Source organism: Microcoleus sp. S28C3, from assembly GCF_036700785.1.
Taxonomy (GTDB): Bacteria; Cyanobacteriota; Cyanobacteriia; order Cyanobacteriales; family Microcoleaceae; genus Microcoleus; species Microcoleus asticus.
The window spans coordinates 1-18,580 of sequence record NZ_JAUBPO010000071.1; the positions used below are offsets into that span (position 1 = coordinate 1).

Sequence of the window (18,580 nt, forward strand, 5' to 3'; positions counted from 1 at the left end):
CGATTCAAACTGCTCTGAGCGAATCCAACAATCAGGTTTTGATTCGCATTAAGGATAATGGAGTGGGGATGTCGAACTCAGTCCAGGAAAACATCTTTAACCACTTATTCACAACCAAGTCTGTGGGTCAAGGAACTGGATTAGGATTGTCTATAGCCCGCCAAATTGTGGTGGAAAAACATGGAGGTACGTTACTCGTGAATTCTTCCGTGGGGCAGGGTTCGGAGTTTCTGATTTCTATTCCGGGGTGAGCAGTTCGTAATAGCTATTTAGCGCAATTAGCGCCGCCTCGCAACTGCGAACCCAGTTATTAGAAGAAAGAGGGAACGGGACATGGGGAACGAGCAATCGGCTAGGGGTTCTCTTGCTAAGAATTAGCGACTTGGGACTAGGGAAAGAAAGAATATACTAATTCCCTTATCCTCCGCCCGCACCTTATTCGTGATTGAGACAGCGGTTTGCAACCGCCTGCTTTACAAACACTCTTCCCTTTTTTTTTGTTCCAAGTTTCGACTTAAAAGTTCCCTTGAGATTTTAAGCCTCTACCTTACCGAAATGAAGGCCGCTATCATGCTACTGAGATTGTGGAGTTGAATTTCATAATTTGAAAGTTGAATTTCCGACCTAAAAACTCTATCGCACTTTACGGCTGTTCGATAGGCAATTCTATGATAAACTCGGCTCCGTGGCCCAGTGCAGACACACAGCTCAGTTTGCCACCGTGTTCTTGAACAACTTTGTAGGAAATTGACAAGCCTAAACCGGTGCCTTTGCCGGCGGGTTTGGTGGTAAAAAAAGCCTCGAATAGCTGCTGGGAAACTTCTTCTGGCATACCGGGGCCGTTGTCAGAAATCCTAATTACAGCATGGGAGTTTTGGACTTCTGTCCTAATTTTAATTTTGCTGCGGTTAGCTTTGACTTCTGGAACTGAATCCCCTTCGTTGTATTCCTCGATCGCGTCGATCGCATTTCCGATCAAATTCATAAATACCTGATTGATTTTTCCCGCATAACACTCAACCAAAGGCAAATTTCCATAGTCCTTAATTACCGCAATTTCCGGATAGTTGCCTCTGGCTTTCAGGCGGCTTTGCAGGATCAGCAGCGTTCCTTCAATCCCTTCGTGCAGGTTAACTTTGCTCATTTGAGAATCATCTTTGCGGGAAAAATTCCTGAGAGATCGCACGATTTCCCGAATGCGATCGGCCCCAACCTGCATTGAAGACATCGCTTTCGGCAAATCTTCTAGCAGAAACTCTAGGTCGATATCCTGAATTTTACCTTTAATTGCTGCCGGCGGCTGCGGGCAGTGCTTCTGGTACATATCGATCAAATTCAGCAAATCTTCCGTGTAGTGGCCGACGTGGACGAGATTGCCGCAGACGCTGCTAACGGGATTGTTAATTTCGTGAGCGACACCAGCTACCATTTGACCGAGAGTAGACATTTTCTCAGTGTGAATCAATAGAGCTTGAGTTTGCTGCAATTCGTGCAAAGTATTTTCTAATTGAAGTTTTTGTTGGGTTAACTCTGTTTGCGATCGCAGCAAAGCTTCTTCACTGCGTTTCTGCTCGGAAATATCAGTAATTAACCCTTCCAAAGCTATCAATTCTCCCGAGTCGGAAAACACTCCCAAACCTTGCTCCCAAACCCATTTTAATTCGCCATTTTTAGAAGTAATTCGGTAATTTAGCTGATAGGGTCGATTTTCTTGCAAGGCAACTTGCACGGCATTCCACAAATTATCGCGATCGTCCGGGTGAGTCAATTCCGAGAGAGAAATTTGCCGAGTGCCGATAAATTCTTCAGGAGAATAGCCTGCTAACTGATAGCAACCTTCGCTGACAAACTCCATACTGCGATCGGCATCGTTGCGAAAACGGTAGGCCATCCCCGGCAAATTGCTCATCAGCGTCGCCAAGGCCCGCTGGCTTTCCCGTAGGGCTTCTTCGGCGTGTTTGCGATCGGTAATATCCGTCATCACCGCCAGCATACAGAGTTCGCCGTCCAAATTAATCAATTCCGCTGACAGCAAACACACCACCACCGATCCCGACTTCATCCGAAACTCGCATTCCTGATTGCGAACAACACCTTGTTCGTGCAAACTTTGTCTAAAATTAACTCGGTCTTGAGACCTTACCCAAATATTTAACCCCGGTACTGTATTCCAGATCGTTTCTTCTAAAGCATAACCAATCATCGACAGAAAACTATCATTAACTTCAATAAAACGACCCTCAGCAAAAGTAGTAATAATCATCGGATCTGGGCTCGATCTAAAAGCCTTAGAAAACTTTTCTTCCGATAAACTCAACTTTTTAATAGCCTCTTCCAACTGACTTGTCCGCTCTTTAACCCGGCATTCCAATACCTCATTAGCCTGCTTCAGGGCTTCCTCAGCCTGCACCCGATAAGTGATATCGCGCACCACGCCTTGCAGCCCTATTTTGCCACCGATATCCATAGAAGTTAGCAGCACTTCCGCCGGAAACTCAGAACCATCCAAACGGCAGTGCCGCCAGTCAAAACGGCAATTTCCCGATCGCAGAGCCGTATTAATTCGATCTTGAGAAAGACTCATAGAATCTTGCCCGTCCGGTTGCAGGGGCGGGCTGAACTCCGAAGGATGCTTGCCGCAAAACTCCGACTCAGTGCTGCATCCAAATAACTTTAAAGTAGCCGGATTGCAATCCAAAAAACCCTCTTCGTCTAGCAGCATTACCGCATCAGTCGTCGATTCGTACAAAGTGCGAAACTTTTTTTCCGACGCCTGCAAAGAAGCAATCAATTGCATCTTTTCCTCAGCCGCCCGCTTTTGCTCGGTAATATCCTGCATTACTTGAGAAAAGCCCTGCAACTTTCCGCTTTCATCGCGCAAAGGAGTAACAATAATATTCCCCCAAAATCGCGATCCGTCTTTGCGAAGCCGCCAGCCTTCATTTTCGTATCGACCTTCTGCCACTGCCCCGATTAATTTTTCTTGGGGCTTGCCGATTTCAAGATCTTCTTTCGTGAAAAAACACTCCGAGTTATTGCCGATTATTTCATTAGCTCTGTATCCCAAAATGCGTTCTGCACCCGAATTCCAGCTAGCTACATACCCCTCAGTATCTAACATAAATATAGCATAATCCTTAACGCCTTCAATTATTAAGCGCAGGCGTTCCTCGCTTTCTCGAAGTCCAGATTCTGCCTGCTTGCGCTGGGTGATATCTTCTACAAAACCTTCGTAGTATAGCAATTTACCTGCTTCATCGCAGACAGCCCGCGCATTTTCAGCGATCCAAATTATTGTTCCGTCTCGGCGATAAATCTGCGACTCAAAATCAGATACGATGCCCTGTTCTTGCAAAGCAGAAACAAACTGATCGCGCCGATCGGGATTGACGTAAAGCTGATCGCTGATATCAGTCAGACAACTCATCAATTCTGCTGCGGAATTATATCCGTAGATACGAGCCAAAGCTGGGTTAGCGCTGATGTAGCGACCGGATTCGGTTGTTTGAAAAATGCCCGACACAGCATTTTCAAACATACTATAATATTTTGCTTCCATTTGGTGCAGTGCCTCCGCGACATTCAGGCATTCTATCGCTTTATTTTCTAATTTTTGATTTCCCACTTGTGAATACCCTGCTCTTGGATGTGAGTTGAATATTTTTGGTCTACCGCCTGTTAAACTTGAGCCGTTAATGAGGCAGAAAGATGCTGTGGCACAGCCGGACACAAATGTGTTTATTCATCTGTCATACAGGGCTGTTAGTTGTTAGTTGTTGCAGATCGAAGTTTAGTTTATCCGGTCTGTCTTTCTTTGAGCCGTGACTGGCTGTCACAATCGGATCGCCAAATCGATCGGCCTGCGGTGCAGGTATCGGAAGAAAACCCGCTCGTTGAAATCTCCCTGAAATATATTAGCAGTTGAATACCCTGATATAAATTAGCGGCAAGGCTGTTGTTACAATAAAAATTAGGGACTTCTAGAACCGCAAAAGTCTATTTTTATGATTTGGGGGAGAGTGCGATCGACTCTTACCCAAGACAACTAACCTGCCTGTATGAGCTAAACGCTCCCTGTCCGTGCTGTCAGTCGATTTGAGATTTGAGATTTTAGATTAAAGAATTGACTCCACAGATGAATCTGGGGCTCCCTAATGTCTAAAATTTTTTGGTCTCCACAACTCCTGTCGGAAACTTTTATCGGTCTTTGGGTGCTCTGAGTTACTGTTAAGTATTCTTTCTGATAGATAATACAGCAGACTGCTGGCAGTTGTACGATCGGGGGTTTCTCTGTAAAGTTGGCACAACAATAGGGTAATTGTTGTATCAAAAAATTCATATTCGGCTGCTGCGGGGGGACAAATTCTGTTGCGCTGCTGGCATTTGGGCAAAAATCTGGGTGCAGGTGCGCAAAATTTGGTCGGCAAGTCTGGTAAAATCCCGATCGATTCTCGGTTTGGCCGAAAAGCTCGATCGGGCTAAATTTGACTAGAACTAATAAATGACAGATTCCCCTCTACTAGCAACGCCAGAGTTATCTCCTGCTTCAACCCACACGGCGGATTCTCCTCTGTGGCCGGCCCTGCTGGAACAACTGTTAGACAGACAATCTCTCTCACGCGCCCAAGCAGCCGACTTGATGCAGGGATGGCTAGCAGAAGCTATTCCCCCCGTCCTTTCAGGAGCAATTTTAGTGGCCTTCCAAGCCAAAGGCATCTCTGCCCAAGAATTGGCAGGAATGGCTCAGGTATTGCATTCTCAGTCGCTTGCAGGCGAATCCGAGAGCGTTTTCAATCCCAAATCCTCAATCTCCAATCTCCAATTAATTGATACTTGCGGCACTGGCGGCGACGGCGCTTCCACGTTTAACATTTCCACTGCTGTAGCTTTTGTGGCCGCCGCGGGCAAAGTTCGAGTTGCCAAACACGGAAATCGATCGGCATCGAGCAAAGTGGGCTCTGCTGACGTGTTGGAAGCACTCGGAGTCAACCTCAACGCCGATGGCGCGAAGGTAAGAGCTGCGGTAGACTCCGTGGGTATCACCTTTTTATTTGCGCCGGGGTGGCATCCAGCACTTAAGGCTGTAGCGTCGCTCAGGCGCACTTTGAAGGTGCGCACTGTTTTTAACCTTTTAGGGCCCCTTGTCAATCCTATGCGCCCTACAGGGCAGGTAATTGGGGTGTTCGATCCCAGTCTGGTATCAACTATTGCTCAAGCTTTGGGCGAGTTGGGGACTGAGTTAGCTGTAGTCGTTCACGGCAGAGAAAAATTGGACGAGGCGGGTTTGGGTGATGTGACTGATTTGGCGGTTTTGTCGGATGGCAAAGTCGAACTCACTACTTTAGATCCTGAAAAGGTAGGATTGACACCAAGTGCGATCGGCTCGTTAAAAGGCGGAAATGTTGAGGAAAACGCCGAGATTTTGCGCAACGTTTTGCAAGGCAAAGGTACGCGAGCACAAATGGATGTTGTAGCTTTGAATGCGTCTTTGGCTTTTCAGGTGGGAGGTGCAATTCCTATGGGTTCTCACGCAGCAGGAGTTTCTCTGGCTAAGGACATTTTATTGAGCGGCGAATCTTGGTTGAAGTTGCAGCAGTTGATTGAGTTTTTGAAATGAAGGAAGAAGGAAGTTCGGCAACGGATTTTGTAACGGATGTAACGGATGGAAGAAGGAAGAAGGAAGAAGGAATTTTTTGTTTTAACTAACCAACAAGAAAAATTATTGAATTTTCAATTTTTCTTTACTTCTTCCTTCTTCCTTCTTCCTTCTTCCTTCTTCCCTCTTTTTAAGAGCGCGGTCGAAATTCAATCACATCTTGCTTAATCGTTATGTCTTTATTACCAAAAAAATCGTGACCCAACAGTCCGATATCTAGGGATGGCGAGATGGCAACAACTACATTTTGAACTGCCAGGCCCCCAGCTTCAATAGAAGTCAGGCGACCGAGGGGAAAAGTAGCAACTCCGTTCGGAGTTTGTGCTTGCACTGTTCCCTGAAGAACAACGCCCAAGGCTTTAGCCATTGCTGGTGTAATTACTGTGCCACTAGCTCCAGAATCTACCATCATCTCGAACTTTTGTTTGCCGTTAAATGTGACTTCTATGACGGGGATATTAGCCTCTCGGCGTTTGATTTTTGCCTGAAATACTCCTGACTTGGCCGCCGCGGGCGAAGTAGCGGGATTCAATGCTTCGGGGAGAAAACCGCAAACTGATTGGCTGAGGTTGAGGGTTCGGCCTGAGGAGCTGCGCATGAAGCATCCCTCACTTTCTTGAGCCACTGCTCGCGAGGAGTTGGCAACAGTCCCTACTAAAATTGAACTGCTCAGAGAAATAACTGTTGTTAACACCAGTAACGGTTGGCGCAGGTTTTGAGCGTTCAGTAGATGCTTGTATAAGTTTGAGAGTAAAGGCAAGGGAGATTTGCTAGCCATAGTTTGATTAAACGGTGTAGCTCGATCGTAACAGCGACAACTGCCTTTTGGTATAGATTTGACTTTCCGCCCGCCCTCACAAGCTGCTGGTAGATAAATTGCTGGTCGAGTGGGAGATGGAGAGAGTAGAAGATGCCGGGGGTGAGGAGTGGGACAATTTGCACTTGTTGCAGCTTTTTGATTACCTGTTGCTTCTGCCTCCGGCATAAGTGCCTTGCTTTGCCGAACTCTTGCACAAATTAAAATAATATTTGTATCTTGCCGGCTAGCATCAAATCTCTGGCAGTGGTAAGAATTAAACCAAACGAAAGTAATTAAGGATGCCATGTCACTTTCAACTGCACAACCCGCTCTCCTAGTCCTGGCTGACGGTACTGCTTACCGCGGCTGGTCCTTTGGCGCTAACGCTACCGTCGTCGGGGAGGTAGTATTCAATACCGGAATGACGGGCTACCAAGAAGTCTTGACAGATCCCAGCTATTGTGGGCAAATTGTAACTTTTACTTATCCAGAATTGGGCAATACCGGGGTAAATCTCGAAGACGAAGAATCTTCGCGCCCGCAAATTCGGGGTGCGATCGCCCGGAACGTATGCAGCCGCCCCAGCAACTGGCGCTGTTCGCAATCTCTGCAAGACTACCTCAAACAGTACGATATCCCCGGAATTTACGGCATCGACACCCGCGCCCTCACTCGCAAAATTCGCACGGTGGGAGCGATCAACGGCGGCATTTCGACCGCGATTCTCGACCAGGCGGAGCTTTTGGAGCAAGTGCAAGATGCCCCCAGCATGGACGGGCTGAATCTGGTTCAGGAAGTCAGCACCCGCAAGGTTTACGAGTGGTCTGAAGCCACGGACTCGGTTTGGGAGTTCAGTCCTACAGTCAAACCTGCTAGCGGCGAAATGTGGACGGTGGTGGCGCTAGACTTTGGGATCAAGCGCAACATCCTGCGGCGTCTGGCGAGTTACGGGTGTCGGGTCATCGTTGTACCGGCTGACACGTCGCCAGAGGAAATCCTCAAATACAACCCGGACGGCATTTTTCTGTCCAACGGCCCCGGAGATCCGGCGGCGGTAACGGAAGGGATCGCGACTGCGAAAGCTTTGTTAAAGTCGGACAAACCGGTATTCGGCATCTGCATGGGACACCAGATTTTGGGACTTTCCTTGGGTGCAGAAACTTTTAAACTTAAGTTCGGCCACCGGGGATTGAATCATCCAGCGGGTTTAACTCAGCAAGTAGAAATTACTAGCCAAAATCATGGTTTTGCGATCGACCCCGATTCCCTAGTCCCGGAAGTAGAAATTACTCATCTCAATTTGAACGATCGCACCGTAGCCGGATTGAAGCACAAAACTCTGCCGCTGTTTTCAGTCCAGTACCACCCAGAAGCCAGTCCCGGCCCGCACGATGCTGACTATTTGTTCGATCGATTCGTGCAGTCAATGCGAGACAATCAGAAAGTAGCCAGCAGAAAGTAGTCCTTAGTCAGCAGTCATCAGTCAGCAGTCAGCAGTCCGCTAATGACTGCTGCCTCAAAAAAAAGCTAAAAACCGCTGACTAAAAAACTGTAGACAACAGACCAAAAAACTCCTATAATGAAGCCTCGACTTTAAGCCATATCTAGCTAGGAGGGTGTCATTCCTGAGTCATTGACCCTGACCGTTAGCCTCAGAGGCACTCGCGAAGTCAAGAATAACTATCAGTTATTTCGCTTGACTGGCCTGCTGGACGCTTTTTCTGAGGCAACTTTTCGGAAGGTACTGAGCAAATGTATTGACGAGGGCCCAAAACACGTAATTTTGGACTTGTCTCAGATAGACTTTGTGGATAGTTCAGGCTTGGGTGCGCTTGTGCAACTTGTCAAAAAAGCCCAAACCTTGGAGGGGACATTGCAAATTGTCTCAAATCCCCGCGTAACTCAGACTGTTAAACTGGTTCGCTTAGAGAAATTTTTGTCTTTGCAGCCTTCGGTTGATGAGGCGGTAAAAAACGTCAAGGATGCTTGACGCCAAAGTGGATTAAATTAGCTATCCGGTTCTCAGCGCTGGATAGCAAATTTTTATTTTTGTGCTGGTAAAGCAATACCGATTTTCCCAGAAGCTGCGACAAGTATTGCCGCTATTTCCCCCTATGCTTTGAACTCCGGTGGCAGGGCAGTAAAATATGTGTTGCAAAAACGCGGAAAAATGGTATAAGAAGTAGAGCATCCCGATGAGTGTAAAAAGCCTTTTTTAGGACTGCGAGCGTCGCGCAAAGCTTTGCCTGTATATCTCGCTTCGTGCTCTGAGAGCGAACACTCCTGTGAAAGCTATAATTGCTGAAGTGACGAAAGACGAAATAAGTCAGTGACTAGAAAAACCAAGCTGTGCGGAAGTTTTATTTAAAAAAGTATGTTGCCGATCGCAGATGACGGGCTCAAACTGAGTCTGACGGATATCAGTTTAAATCGAGTGCATCCTGCGAGGGCTACACCAGCAGAAATAGAAAGAATTTCGCCCGCAGCCTGGGCATATTTGGGGGATGCAGTATACGAACTCTACATTAGGAGTTTGTATTTAATGCCGCCCAGAAGATTGCAAGCTTATCATGAATTGGTGGTGGGGCAAGTACGAGCCGAAACTCAAGCGCGTCACTTGCGATCGATCTCTCCTTACTTGAACAGTATAGAATTAGCAGTTGTCAAGCGCGGCCGCAATGCCGCATCGGGCCGTTCTAAGCGAGCAGATCCAGAAATATACCAACAAGCCAGCAGCTTAGAAACCTTGATCGGATATTTGTACCTCACCGATCCCGAAAGATTGTCCGAACTTTTGGCACTTTTAGAACTTGAGAATGAAATGATTTAGCAGTTAAGAGTTGGGAATGAGGAGGGATTAATTAACAACCCTTGCACGGCGACAAACCTAAAACTGCAAAAATCTCGATCGTGCAAACAGGATTTATCAGCCATTAATTAGCAACTTTAGCACAGCAAAATCCTTGCTCCCTCCCCAGCCAATCTAAAATCTCACAGCCTCAAGATCGATCCGTCAATTCTTCAATTATTCAATCGATGCTTCCTCCCCAGCCCAACTAAAATCTCACAGCCCCAAACAAGATTGCTCCGTCAATTCTTCAATCGAAAATCAAAAATCGAAAATCAAAAATCGTTTTGACTGCCACAAAAAACCCATGAGAAAATTTACCAAACCAAGCTCCTCGCGCTCAAATTCCGATAGCAAGCCATTCAAAAGCGAAGGCCGCCGTCAGGACTCACAACCGTCCTCTCCCCGCTTTGAACGCAAGCCCCGTCCCGATACTCGCGGAGTAGATGCGCCTCAAAAGCGATCGACCTTCGCCCCCCAATCCCGAGAAATGCCCGTGCGAGCAATTTTCAAACGGAGAGCCAATTCCGACAGCCAACCGGAAATTCGCAGAAATAATCATTTCAAAGACAGAGACAGCAGCCCCCAAGAATCCCGGGGCAATTATTATCAAGACAGAGACAGAGACAGAGACAGCAGCCCGCAGCCGGTTCGCAACAATTTCCGAGACAGAGACAGCAGCCCGCAGCCAGTTCGCAACAATTTCCGAGACAGAGACAGCAGCCCGCAGCCGGTTCGCAACAATTTCCGAGACAGAGACAGCAGCCCGCAGGAATCCCGGGGCAATTATTACAAAGACAGAGATAGAGACAGCAGCCCGCAGGAATCCCGGGGCAATTATTACAAAGACAAAGACAGAGACAGAGACAGAGACAGCAGCCCGCAGGAATTCCGGGGCAACCATTTCAGAGACAGAGACAAAGACAGAGACACTCGCCCTGTTGACACTGCCTCAAATACAGTCGTGCAACCAGACGCAGACACAGACGACATGATTTACGGCCGCCATGCGGTGCAAGCAGCTTTAGAAACAAACCAAGTCCTCAACCGGATCTGGGTTGTCCCGCACCTGCGGTACGATCCCCGCTTTCACAGCTTGCTAACCGAAGCCAAGGCTAACGGCAGCATCATTGATGAAGTTGACGATTTGCGCCTCGACTACATCACGCGAAAAGCCAACCACCAAGGCGTAGCCGCTCAAGTATCAGCATACGAATACCTGGATTTGGGCGAACTGATCGCAAACGCTAAGTCTGCTTGCGAAGATCCAGTAATTGTGGTTGCAGAAGGACTCAACGACCCCCACAATCTAGGGGCGATCATTCGCACCGCAGAAGCATTGGGAGCTCAGGGCATGGTGATTCCGCAGCGGCGGGCTGTTGGGATTACCTCGGCAGTGAGAAAAGTGGCAGCAGGAGCATTGGAAAGCCTGCCAGTGGCGAGGGTTGTCAATCTTAACCGGGCGCTGGAAGAATTGAAAGAGGCTGGATTCTGGATTTATGGCACTGCCGCAGGCGTGGGTGACTCGGTAGAGACAATCAAGTTCTCTGGGCCCACTGTTTTAGTGGTGGGCGGTGAAGCTGACGGTTTGAGCCTTTTGATACAGCGCGGCTGTGACGGATTAGTTTCAATTCCTTTAAGGGGGAAGACTCCTAGCCTCAATGTCTCGGTAGCAACGGGGATGGCTTTATACGAAATTTACCGCCAGCGCGGGCCCAAAAAGTTTCACGTACACTGATCGTAAAGGTGCTTGAAAAAAAGAGCACAACAGAGTAGTTTATTGTGGGTGCCGCCCAGAATTGAGCGGCACCACACCTTGAACAAGTAAGGAGAGCCGATCGGCTTTCGTTACGGACAGGCGAAAGTACAAGGGGCTTTCCCTCTACGTTCAAACAGGAATTCAATACCAATCTATTTAGATATCAGCTTTAAATAGGTTTGGATAGGTTCTTGGTAGCAGTCAGCCACGTGTAAATAACGAAAGCCTAGGCGTGTTCGCAGCACCCTGAAAACACCGTCAAATACGTTAGAAAAGCACATGAAAGAATTCTTGATTAGCTTGCTCAATTTTTTCGGATTGGCTTGGTGGGTTGAAGTGAAAACTTCAGCGCCGCGGTGCATTTACTATTTTGGGCCGTTTTTGACGGCTCCAGAAGCGGAAGCTGCAAAAGCAGGATATGTAGAAGACATAGAAAATGAAGGGGCAGAAGGTCTTCGTGTTTCAATTCTTCGCTGCAAACCTGTTACTTTGACGGTTGCAGATGATTTGGGAAAGCTGACTGAGGGAGGGCTGTGGCCTGTTTTGAGCGGTCAGTAGAAGCACGGCAAATTTTGAGTTTTGAGTTGTAAATTAAAATCCGGTAACTGCGGAATTATACCTTGCTTGCGAGCGCTGATAGCGAGCGGGAAGCTCGCACTGCACTCGGAAATTTATGATTCGGAGGTAAACGGCAACGATATAAATTCAAAATTCTTGACTGTTGGGTGATTAATTGCTGCTGACAAACTCCAAACTTAAGACTAGCAATTACCAACTGCTTGGGGGAATTTCTCAATCCAACGATCGATGTCTGCGAGTACCCGATCGGGAATTTCCCAAGGGAACAAGTGGGCTGTATTTGGATAGCACTGCCACTGACAATTGTGAAGGTGGCGGGCTGTTTCTAAACTCGATGCCGAGGTGATGTGCCGATCGCCCTCTCCGGCCAACACCAAGCTCGGACATTGAATGTCGCCGAGGTGGATGAGTCGATCGTATCCAGCCCTCAGAGCGGTATTTAAAGCCTTGGTGGCCGTGTTGGAAGTTTTGAGGTAGGCGGGGGTACCTGCCTGTGCTAAGTAGCGGTAAGGGGTGGCTGTATGCTGCTGTATCAAGTAGCGAAAGAGCGATCGCCTGCCAAAAGTATCAATATTCCACTGCCAACCGGGTATCGCCCAATTGATAATTCCGGCTAAACCGGTGTAAAGGTTATCTTGCCAAGAGATGGGAGGGTGACTTCCGCGCGGTTTGGCTGCGGATGCAAGTAGAATCAAACCCGTGACTCGCTGGGGATATTTCATGGCTAATTCCAGGGCTAAAATCCCTCCCAAAGACCATCCGATCACCAAACACCGATCGACTCCCAATCGGTCTAAAAGAGCTTCTAAATCGAGGAGGTGGTCGGTCATTTCAAAGAAAGTTGAGGTGCGGCTGTTGCCATATCCGCGCAAGTCTGGTGCGATCGTCTGGAACCGCTTTGATAAGTGTTCTGTGAAGACGGACATACAATCGCCGGAACCTGGATGGCCGTGCAAGCAGAGAATGGGAAACCCTTTGCCTTTGACGGAAACACTGAGTTTTTGATGCGGCATTTTTTAACTATTTGGGCGGTGCGTTTTCCCCAGCTATAAATTTTATATTCCAGCCGTTAAAAGCTGGGGTTTCGGACAATGTAATCGGCAATTTTAGAAATAGACTGGCGCATTTGTAGATCGCTGCTGCGGCTGTCAATCACAGTCATCACATAGGCCTCGTCGTCAATACTCATGGCTAAAGTTGTGCCGAGCACCCAGGAATTTTGGCCTGTTTTTTCCCCCAACCACTGAGCTTTAGTTCCTTGCAAGGCGGCAAATCCCAGAGCGTGATCGTACTGGCGGTTGAGAGTTTCTATTAACAGTTTAGCACCGGGTGTTTCCCCGTTGTAAATTTGCACCATCATTTCGGTGAGTTCGTTAGCAGTCACGCGGTTGCGACCAGAACCGGGGTTGGTGGGCATAGTTTTTTCCCCCATTAATTTGAAGTTGACGCGGGTGACTTCGTAGCCGCGATTATCTAAGAATTGATTGATGTAATCCGAGCCCAAATAATCGATCAGTTGATTGGTGGCGATATTGCTGCTGCGATAGATCATTTCTTCTAACAGTAGCTGTAGCGGGTAATTGCGATTGGACGTAATCTTCGCCGATGAGTCTTCGGTGAAATTACCGCTACTGACGAATACTTCCTGGTTCAGACTAATTTTTTCTTTTTCGACTTTTTGCATCAGGGCGACAGCAATTGGCAATTTAATTAAGCTGGCCGGACTGACCGGAGGCACATCGCCCCGCAGGTGCACGCACTCTCTAGAAAGGTGGCAAATGCCGATCGAAGCTTGCCCAGACAAACCGCTTTCCCGGGCAACCGCAGCCAAAAAATCAGATTTTGCTTGCTGCACTTGAGAAGTTGCTACCGTTAAATTTTCCCGGTATTCTTGAGCTTTTGAGGCAGTGAGGGAAGCTAAAAATGAATTTTGAGGAACTTCCTGCAAGTTGTTGAGGGCCTGATGCCACAAAAATTGAGTTTGCTGCGAAGATTCGATCGACTGATTTTGCTCGCGTTTAGTTTCTACGGCTCGGTTGGCTAAACGGACTGCTTGCTGTAAGTTGTCATTAGCCCTCTGTTCTACTAATATTTGAGCTTCCACCGCCTGCAACTGCTGTAGGACTTGTTCTTGAGGATTTGTGGCGACGGGAACTAAGCGGGAGAGGAGGGTTGGTTCTGGGGAGGGAGAGGGGGGCTGTTCTAATTCGCTGACGAGCCGATCGCGAATTTTGTAGAGTTCGTCTAAGGAACGCGGGTTAGATGATTGAGAGAATGAAGTTGCGATGGTTAACATCTGAACCAGTCCGATGCCAGCTACTACTGCCAAAGTCTTGTTAGCGATCGACAAAAAAGGCCTGATCCCTCGCATATTTAACGTCCTCAACACAACCAAATTCAATATAAGCAGCTATTGTTACATCAGTCAAACGGTTTAAGATTTTAGATAGGAGAACAAATCTAAAATCTAAAATCTAAAATCTAAAATCTAAAATCTAAAATCGTTCGATCGCGCCACTGCGCTAAGATAACCAAAATAAAGGGAGCGATCGCACGAAGCTAATCAACCCCCTCTAAATATTGCGAACTATCTACTTTCTGCGCCGCCGTCGCCAGTCAGCACCCAACCGCTTGAGGTAATCCCAGCCGCGTTGGGGCCAGACATGATCGCTACCGATTTTTTCGGCAATCCAGCGAGCTACTTTGGGGCCTGTCCAGTCTCCGCCGTCGGGGGCAGATCCTTGCAGCGCTTGTCGCAGTTCTTCTTGCTGTTCAGGATTCAGCAAGGATTTCGCAGGAGGGGGCTGGCGGTCTCCGCTGCGGTTCCTGACAGAGTTAGGGCCTTCTCGGTTATAGCGCTGGACAATTTCTTTGGCGTAGTCGTAGTTGAGACCTACGACTTGGGCTGCTTGTTTGATAGTCCAATTTCGGGAAACTAAGAGCAGCAAGTGCCAGCGGCGCGACTCTGTGGTGTTTTGTGCCTGCCGGTAGCGAATTTTGAGTTCCTCTGCCGTCAGGTGGGATTCTAAGTGAGCTTTAGGTGGCATTCCTCCAACGGGGCATCGGGAACTTCTTACCATATATCTTTGGTTTTGGGGATAATTCCGGATGAAATTATTTTCCTGGGGATCGTTCGGGCAAATAAGTAGCTTTTTTTGCTGCTGATGCACGCAGATAGATGCAGGTGAGGAAGCACTGCTGTTTTTTTGCAGGTGCGCCTAACAAAAGACCTCGGCGTGGCGGTGAGCGTTCCGAGCTTTTTTGTGAACCCCACTTTTCCGATCGGCTTTTTGACCCGTGGCACAATGGGCGTGGATGCGAAAACCTCGATCTTTTCTGTAATTACGCTGCACCCATTAATTCAGTCGGATGACTGATAACTTTTCGTAATTTTTGGCTAAAGTAGTGCACTTCATTATCGGGGGATAATTCTTTTTGAAGTTGCAGCAACAAGCTAATATTTTGTTGCTCATAAGTCAATACGGTTCAGTTAAGCCCGCTCCTTGCTAGCCCCCCGAACCAAGGAGGCAACAAGAACTCGATCTTGCATCCCCCAACGATTGGGGGTATACGAGGGGGATCTCCGGGCGATAAACGTGTTGACCCAAGCATATTGGCTAATAAGTTTCTATTTCTTCTTCAGTTTTTTCAGGGCTATCAGGAGGGTAATCCAAGTTGAAATCCGCTTGATATCTAAATATGCTTTTAAACGATGGATTAATTGTATCTAGCGAAAGGGGTAAGAGTTCAGGAGCAATCTTGCCAATATTACCTGGTTATATTCCCCATAAAGGGTAGCAGCAACAATCGGGAAGGAATTTATTTTTTTTGATATTTTATACGCTAAATCATTGGTTGCGTCGAATATAACCTGGGTGAGAAATTTTAAAATTTGGAAAGGGCTAATTTGCTTTTATATTTTAGATTAAAGAATTCGGAATGGGTGATTTTCTAAGGATTTTAATCTTGCATACACAGTTGTGGAAGCAGAACCTAATTATGTAGACTGCGCATTGCGCGCCTTACCCTTATAATTGGCACGTCAAACCACTTTTTAGCTAAGTCAGAATAAAGTTGCATTCTTTGTTTTTTAAAACATTAGGTAAAAAGCTCTAGCGATATTTGTTGTCTGGTGCGATTTTGAGAATTTAATCTATTGTATGTAAAAGGGTCGATCGCGCGATCGAACAAAGCCACAAAAATAGCGGACTTTGCCGAATAGCTGTAAGTGCGTGCAATTGCCAGTTATATTAACTGTATTGTCTCAAAGTAGAAATGATAAAGGTACGAGCATGGCATCCATCCGCGAGTTGCACCGACAACTGGTCAATAAAGAACGCTCGGCTGTGGAAATTACTCAAGAAGCATTAGACCGAATTACCCAGCTAGAGCCGAAGTTGAAAAGCTTTCTGTGCGTGACAGCAGACAGCGCATTGGCGCAGGCCCACAAAGTGGATGCCCAAATCGCAGCCGGAGAGCAAATTGGCCTGTTGGCCGGCATCCCGATCGCCGTTAAAGACAATATGTGTACCGAGGGCGTTCCCACAACCTGCGCCTCTCGAATTTTGGAGAATTTTGTGCCTCCCTACGATGCAACCGTCGTCTCGAAACTCCAAGCAGCCGGTGCGGTGATTGTGGGTAAGGCGAATATGGACGAGTTTGCAATGGGGAGCTCGACAGAAACTTCTGCCTATCAAGTTACCGCGAATCCTTGGGACTTGGAGCGCGTGCCCGGAGGGTCTTCTGGCGGTTCTGCCGCAGCGGTAGCCGCCGAAGAATGTGTCGTGAGTTTGGGTTCGGATACAGGCGGCTCAATCCGCCAACCTGCTGCTTTTTGCGGTTTGGTGGGGCTGAAACCGACTTATGGATTGGTTTCTCGCTACGGTTTGGTCGCCTATGCTTCTTCTCTCGATCAAATCGGGCCCTTTGGCCGGACTGTTGAGGATGCGGCGATTTTGTTGGGGGCGATCGCGGGTTACGATCCGAGAGATTCCACGAGTCTTAATGTCCCAATTCCTGACTACGCCCAAGCTTTAAGACCCAGTTTGCGACCGAAGGGTCAGATTAGAATTGGTGTAATTAAAGAAACTTTTGGTGTCGGGTTGGACTCGGGGGTTAAAGACGCTGTTACTAAGGCGATCGAGCAATTTCAACAATTGGGCGCAGAAATTCAAGTCATTTCTTGTCCCCGGTTCCGCTACGGTTTGCCCACTTACTACATTATTGCTCCCTCGGAAGCTTCGGCAAATTTGGCGCGATATGATGGAGTCAAATACGGTTTTCGGTCTCCAGACTCCGATAATCTTTTGGATATGTATGCCAAAACTCGCTCTCAAGGGTTCGGTGCGGAAGTTAAACGCCGGATTGCGATCGGTACTTACGTGTTGTCTGCTGGATATTACGACGCCTATTATCTAAAAGCTCAAAAAGTTCGGACTTTGATTAAAGAAGACTTTGAAAAAGCTTTTTCTCAAGTTGATGTTTTAGTCTGTCCCACTGCTCCTACTACCGCATTTAAGGCAGGGGAAAAATTTAATGACCCCCTGAGTATGTATTTGTCAGATTTGATGACTATTCCGGTGAATCTTGCTGGTTTACCAGCTTTGAGTTTGCCCTGCGGATTTGATGATAAAGGACTGCCAGTGGGTATACAACTAATTGGTAATGTTTTGCAAGAATCTCGGCTGTTTCAAGTGGCTCACGCTTACGAACAGTCTACGAATTGGCACTTGCACCACCCTGAATTGCATTAATTTTTGAAATTCGGCGGAATGCGGCGGCGGAAGTTAGTAATCGATCTTGGCTAATTGTCTGAATTAATCATTTGCCATTAGCTTTTGAGCGATCTCTAATTTCCCGCGTGCTCTATCTATGAACAAGTTGCTAGTATTCCTTTTGTCTAAATCGCTAATAGCTTTTGGGATAGTTTTGGCCGTTGCTTATTCTGCTGCTTGTGTATTCCTATTTGTAGCACAAGGTAAGTTTATCTTTTTTCCCGCGCGCGCGATCGAAACTACGCCAGATGATTTTCAGTTGAAATATCAAGATGTCTGGCTGCGAATTTCAACTAAAACAGGCGCGGTGGAAAGCGTACACGGGTGGTGGATTCCTGCCTCGGAAAATCCCCCCAGCCCCCCCTTAGCAAGGGGTGGAGCCAGAAAGGGGGAATCGTTTCTGGCTGCGCCCCAAAGTGACAAACGGGTCATCGCTGCGGTTCCCGCCCTTAACAAGGGGGGGTTAGGGGGGGTAGTTTTGTACCTGCACGGCAATGCTTCAAATGTGGGATCAAATGTCGAACACGCTCATCGATTTCATCGATTAGGTTTGTCGGTATTTGTGATGGATTATCGCGGTTATGGAAAAAGCCAGGGCGATTTTCCGAGTGAATCTCAGGTTTATGAGGATGCTCAACTTGCTTGGGATTATTTGGTGAAACAGCGGGGGATTAACCCGAATCAAATTTATATCTACGGTCATTCTTTGGGAGGGGCGATCGCGATCGATCTAGCCGTGCGTCACCCGGAGGCGGCGGGGTTAATCGTAGAAGGCTCTTTTACTTCGACACGGGCGATGGTGAATTTCCAAAAAGGGCTGTTTTGGATGTTTCCGATCGATGTTTTGCTGACACAGCGGTTTGATTCTCTTTCAAAAGTTGATCGCCTGCAAATGCCTGTGCTGTTTATTCACGGGGCTGCTGACAATGTAGTTCCAGTGGAAATGAGCAAAAAACTGTTTGAGTCAGCACCTGAGCCCAAACAGCTTTACATAGTTCCTGATGGAGGTCACACTAATGTGGCACATATCGGGGGCGCAGAATATCTGCAAATAGTGAGCCAATTTTTAGGTTCTTCAAACTAGATAAAAACTGTTGGCGGTAACAGGTTCAGTTGAATATCTGTACCGCCTGCTCGCACTTCTTTCTAACACTACATATCTGAA

Annotated in this window: 15 protein-coding genes; 10 read left to right on the forward strand and 5 right to left on the reverse strand. The window is 47.4% G+C overall.

All coding sequences use genetic code 11. The features are described from left to right. Positions 1-251, forward strand: a 251-nt coding sequence (locus QUA13_RS20465; RefSeq protein WP_333201411.1) for a HAMP domain-containing sensor histidine kinase, incomplete at its 5' end; no start/stop codon positions are given. Positions 252-643: 392 nt separating this feature from the next. Here the strand turns inward: QUA13_RS20465 and QUA13_RS20470 are convergent. After that, positions 644-3,625, reverse strand: a complete 2,982-nt coding sequence (locus QUA13_RS20470; protein ID WP_333201413.1) for a PAS domain S-box protein — start codon at positions 3,623-3,625, stop codon at positions 644-646. 696 nt (positions 3,626-4,321) lie between these two features. On the opposite strand from QUA13_RS20470, the gene QUA13_RS20475 reads away from it, so the two are divergent. Together QUA13_RS20475 and trpD are read left to right on the forward strand one after the other, a co-directional pair. Further along, a complete protein-coding gene (locus QUA13_RS20475; RefSeq protein WP_333192069.1) occupies positions 4,322-4,492 on the forward strand; it encodes a hypothetical protein in 171 nt (56 codons plus the stop codon). 9 nt (positions 4,493-4,501) lie between these two features. Then, positions 4,502-5,617 (forward strand): anthranilate phosphoribosyltransferase, encoded by a 1,116-nt coding sequence (gene trpD, locus QUA13_RS20480; protein WP_333201415.1) that lies wholly within the window; start codon positions 4,502-4,504, stop codon positions 5,615-5,617. A 169-nt stretch (positions 5,618-5,786) separates the two neighbouring features. Here the strand turns inward: trpD and QUA13_RS20485 are convergent, their stop codons facing one another. Continuing rightward, positions 5,787-6,761 (reverse strand): retropepsin-like aspartic protease, encoded by a 975-nt coding sequence (locus QUA13_RS20485; protein WP_333201417.1) that lies wholly within the window; start codon positions 6,759-6,761, stop codon positions 5,787-5,789. Here QUA13_RS20485 and carA point away from each other — a divergent pair. The 5 genes from carA to QUA13_RS20510 all read left to right on the forward strand — a co-directional run bounded on the left by carA (position 6,760) and on the right by QUA13_RS20510 (position 11,620). Further along, entirely contained in the window at positions 6,760-7,917 is a 1,158-nt protein-coding gene (gene carA, locus QUA13_RS20490) for a glutamine-hydrolyzing carbamoyl-phosphate synthase small subunit (protein WP_333192063.1), read from the forward strand. The genes QUA13_RS20485 and carA overlap by 2 nt on opposite strands. Before the next feature lie 171 nt (positions 7,918-8,088). Continuing rightward, positions 8,089-8,445: an STAS domain-containing protein gene (locus tag QUA13_RS20495; protein ID WP_172186150.1), complete on the forward strand. Its 357-nt coding sequence runs from the start codon at positions 8,089-8,091 to the stop codon at positions 8,443-8,445. A 384-nt stretch (positions 8,446-8,829) separates the two neighbouring features. Continuing rightward, positions 8,830-9,285: a ribonuclease III domain-containing protein gene (locus QUA13_RS20500; RefSeq protein WP_333201419.1), complete on the forward strand. Its 456-nt coding sequence runs from the start codon at positions 8,830-8,832 to the stop codon at positions 9,283-9,285. A 325-nt stretch (positions 9,286-9,610) separates the two neighbouring features. Continuing rightward, a complete protein-coding gene (rlmB, locus tag QUA13_RS20505; RefSeq protein WP_333201421.1) occupies positions 9,611-11,041 on the forward strand; it encodes a 23S rRNA (guanosine(2251)-2'-O)-methyltransferase RlmB in 1,431 nt (476 codons plus the stop codon). Positions 11,042-11,341: 300 nt separating this feature from the next. Continuing rightward, positions 11,342-11,620, forward strand: coding sequence for a DUF1816 domain-containing protein (locus QUA13_RS20510; protein ID WP_172186147.1), 279 nt, complete (start codon positions 11,342-11,344; stop codon positions 11,618-11,620). A gap of 203 nt (positions 11,621-11,823) precedes the next feature. Here the strand turns inward: QUA13_RS20510 and QUA13_RS20515 are convergent, their stop codons facing one another. From QUA13_RS20515 to QUA13_RS20525, 3 genes are all read right to left on the reverse strand, one after another. Beyond that, a complete protein-coding gene (locus QUA13_RS20515) occupies positions 11,824-12,654 on the reverse strand; it encodes an alpha/beta hydrolase (protein ID WP_333201423.1) in 831 nt (276 codons plus the stop codon). A 56-nt stretch (positions 12,655-12,710) separates the two neighbouring features. Continuing rightward, on the reverse strand, positions 12,711-14,012 hold the full coding sequence (locus tag QUA13_RS20520; RefSeq protein ID WP_333201425.1) for a serine hydrolase: 1,302 nt from the start codon (positions 14,010-14,012) through the stop codon (positions 12,711-12,713). A 220-nt stretch (positions 14,013-14,232) separates the two neighbouring features. Beyond that, positions 14,233-14,688: a helix-turn-helix domain-containing protein gene (locus tag QUA13_RS20525; protein ID WP_015176621.1), complete on the reverse strand. Its 456-nt coding sequence runs from the start codon at positions 14,686-14,688 to the stop codon at positions 14,233-14,235. A 1,245-nt stretch (positions 14,689-15,933) separates the two neighbouring features. Here QUA13_RS20525 and gatA point away from each other — a divergent pair. Both gatA and QUA13_RS20535 read left to right on the forward strand, forming a co-directional pair. Then, positions 15,934-17,394, forward strand: coding sequence for an Asp-tRNA(Asn)/Glu-tRNA(Gln) amidotransferase subunit GatA (gene gatA / locus QUA13_RS20530; RefSeq protein ID WP_172186143.1), 1,461 nt, complete (start codon positions 15,934-15,936; stop codon positions 17,392-17,394). A 118-nt stretch (positions 17,395-17,512) separates the two neighbouring features. Beyond that, positions 17,513-18,499, forward strand: a complete 987-nt coding sequence (locus tag QUA13_RS20535) for an alpha/beta fold hydrolase (protein ID WP_333201427.1) — start codon at positions 17,513-17,515, stop codon at positions 18,497-18,499. Positions 18,500-18,580: the final 81 nt, after the last annotated feature.

What these genes read in the sequence shown, in the direction of transcription:
- trpD (WP_333201415.1), top strand. Translation starts at nt 4,502, where the DNA reads ATGACAGATTCCCCTCTACTAGCAACGCCAGAGTTATCTCCTGCTTCA.
- carA (WP_333192063.1), top strand. Translation starts at nt 6,760, where the DNA reads ATGTCACTTTCAACTGCACAACCCGCTCTCCTAGTCCTGGCTGACGGT.
- QUA13_RS20485 (WP_333201417.1), bottom strand. Translation starts at nt 6,761, where the DNA reads ATGGCATCCTTAATTACTTTCGTTTGGTTTAATTCTTACCACTGCCAG.
- QUA13_RS20500 (WP_333201419.1), top strand. Translation starts at nt 8,830, where the DNA reads ATGTTGCCGATCGCAGATGACGGGCTCAAACTGAGTCTGACGGATATC.
- rlmB (WP_333201421.1), top strand. Translation starts at nt 9,611, where the DNA reads ATGAGAAAATTTACCAAACCAAGCTCCTCGCGCTCAAATTCCGATAGC.
- QUA13_RS20510 (WP_172186147.1), top strand. Translation starts at nt 11,342, where the DNA reads ATGAAAGAATTCTTGATTAGCTTGCTCAATTTTTTCGGATTGGCTTGG.
- QUA13_RS20515 (WP_333201423.1), bottom strand. Translation starts at nt 12,654, where the DNA reads ATGCCGCATCAAAAACTCAGTGTTTCCGTCAAAGGCAAAGGGTTTCCC.
- QUA13_RS20520 (WP_333201425.1), bottom strand. Translation starts at nt 14,012, where the DNA reads ATGCGAGGGATCAGGCCTTTTTTGTCGATCGCTAACAAGACTTTGGCA.
- QUA13_RS20525 (WP_015176621.1), bottom strand. Translation starts at nt 14,688, where the DNA reads ATGCCACCTAAAGCTCACTTAGAATCCCACCTGACGGCAGAGGAACTC.
- gatA (WP_172186143.1), top strand. Translation starts at nt 15,934, where the DNA reads ATGGCATCCATCCGCGAGTTGCACCGACAACTGGTCAATAAAGAACGC.
- QUA13_RS20535 (WP_333201427.1), top strand. Translation starts at nt 17,513, where the DNA reads ATGAACAAGTTGCTAGTATTCCTTTTGTCTAAATCGCTAATAGCTTTT.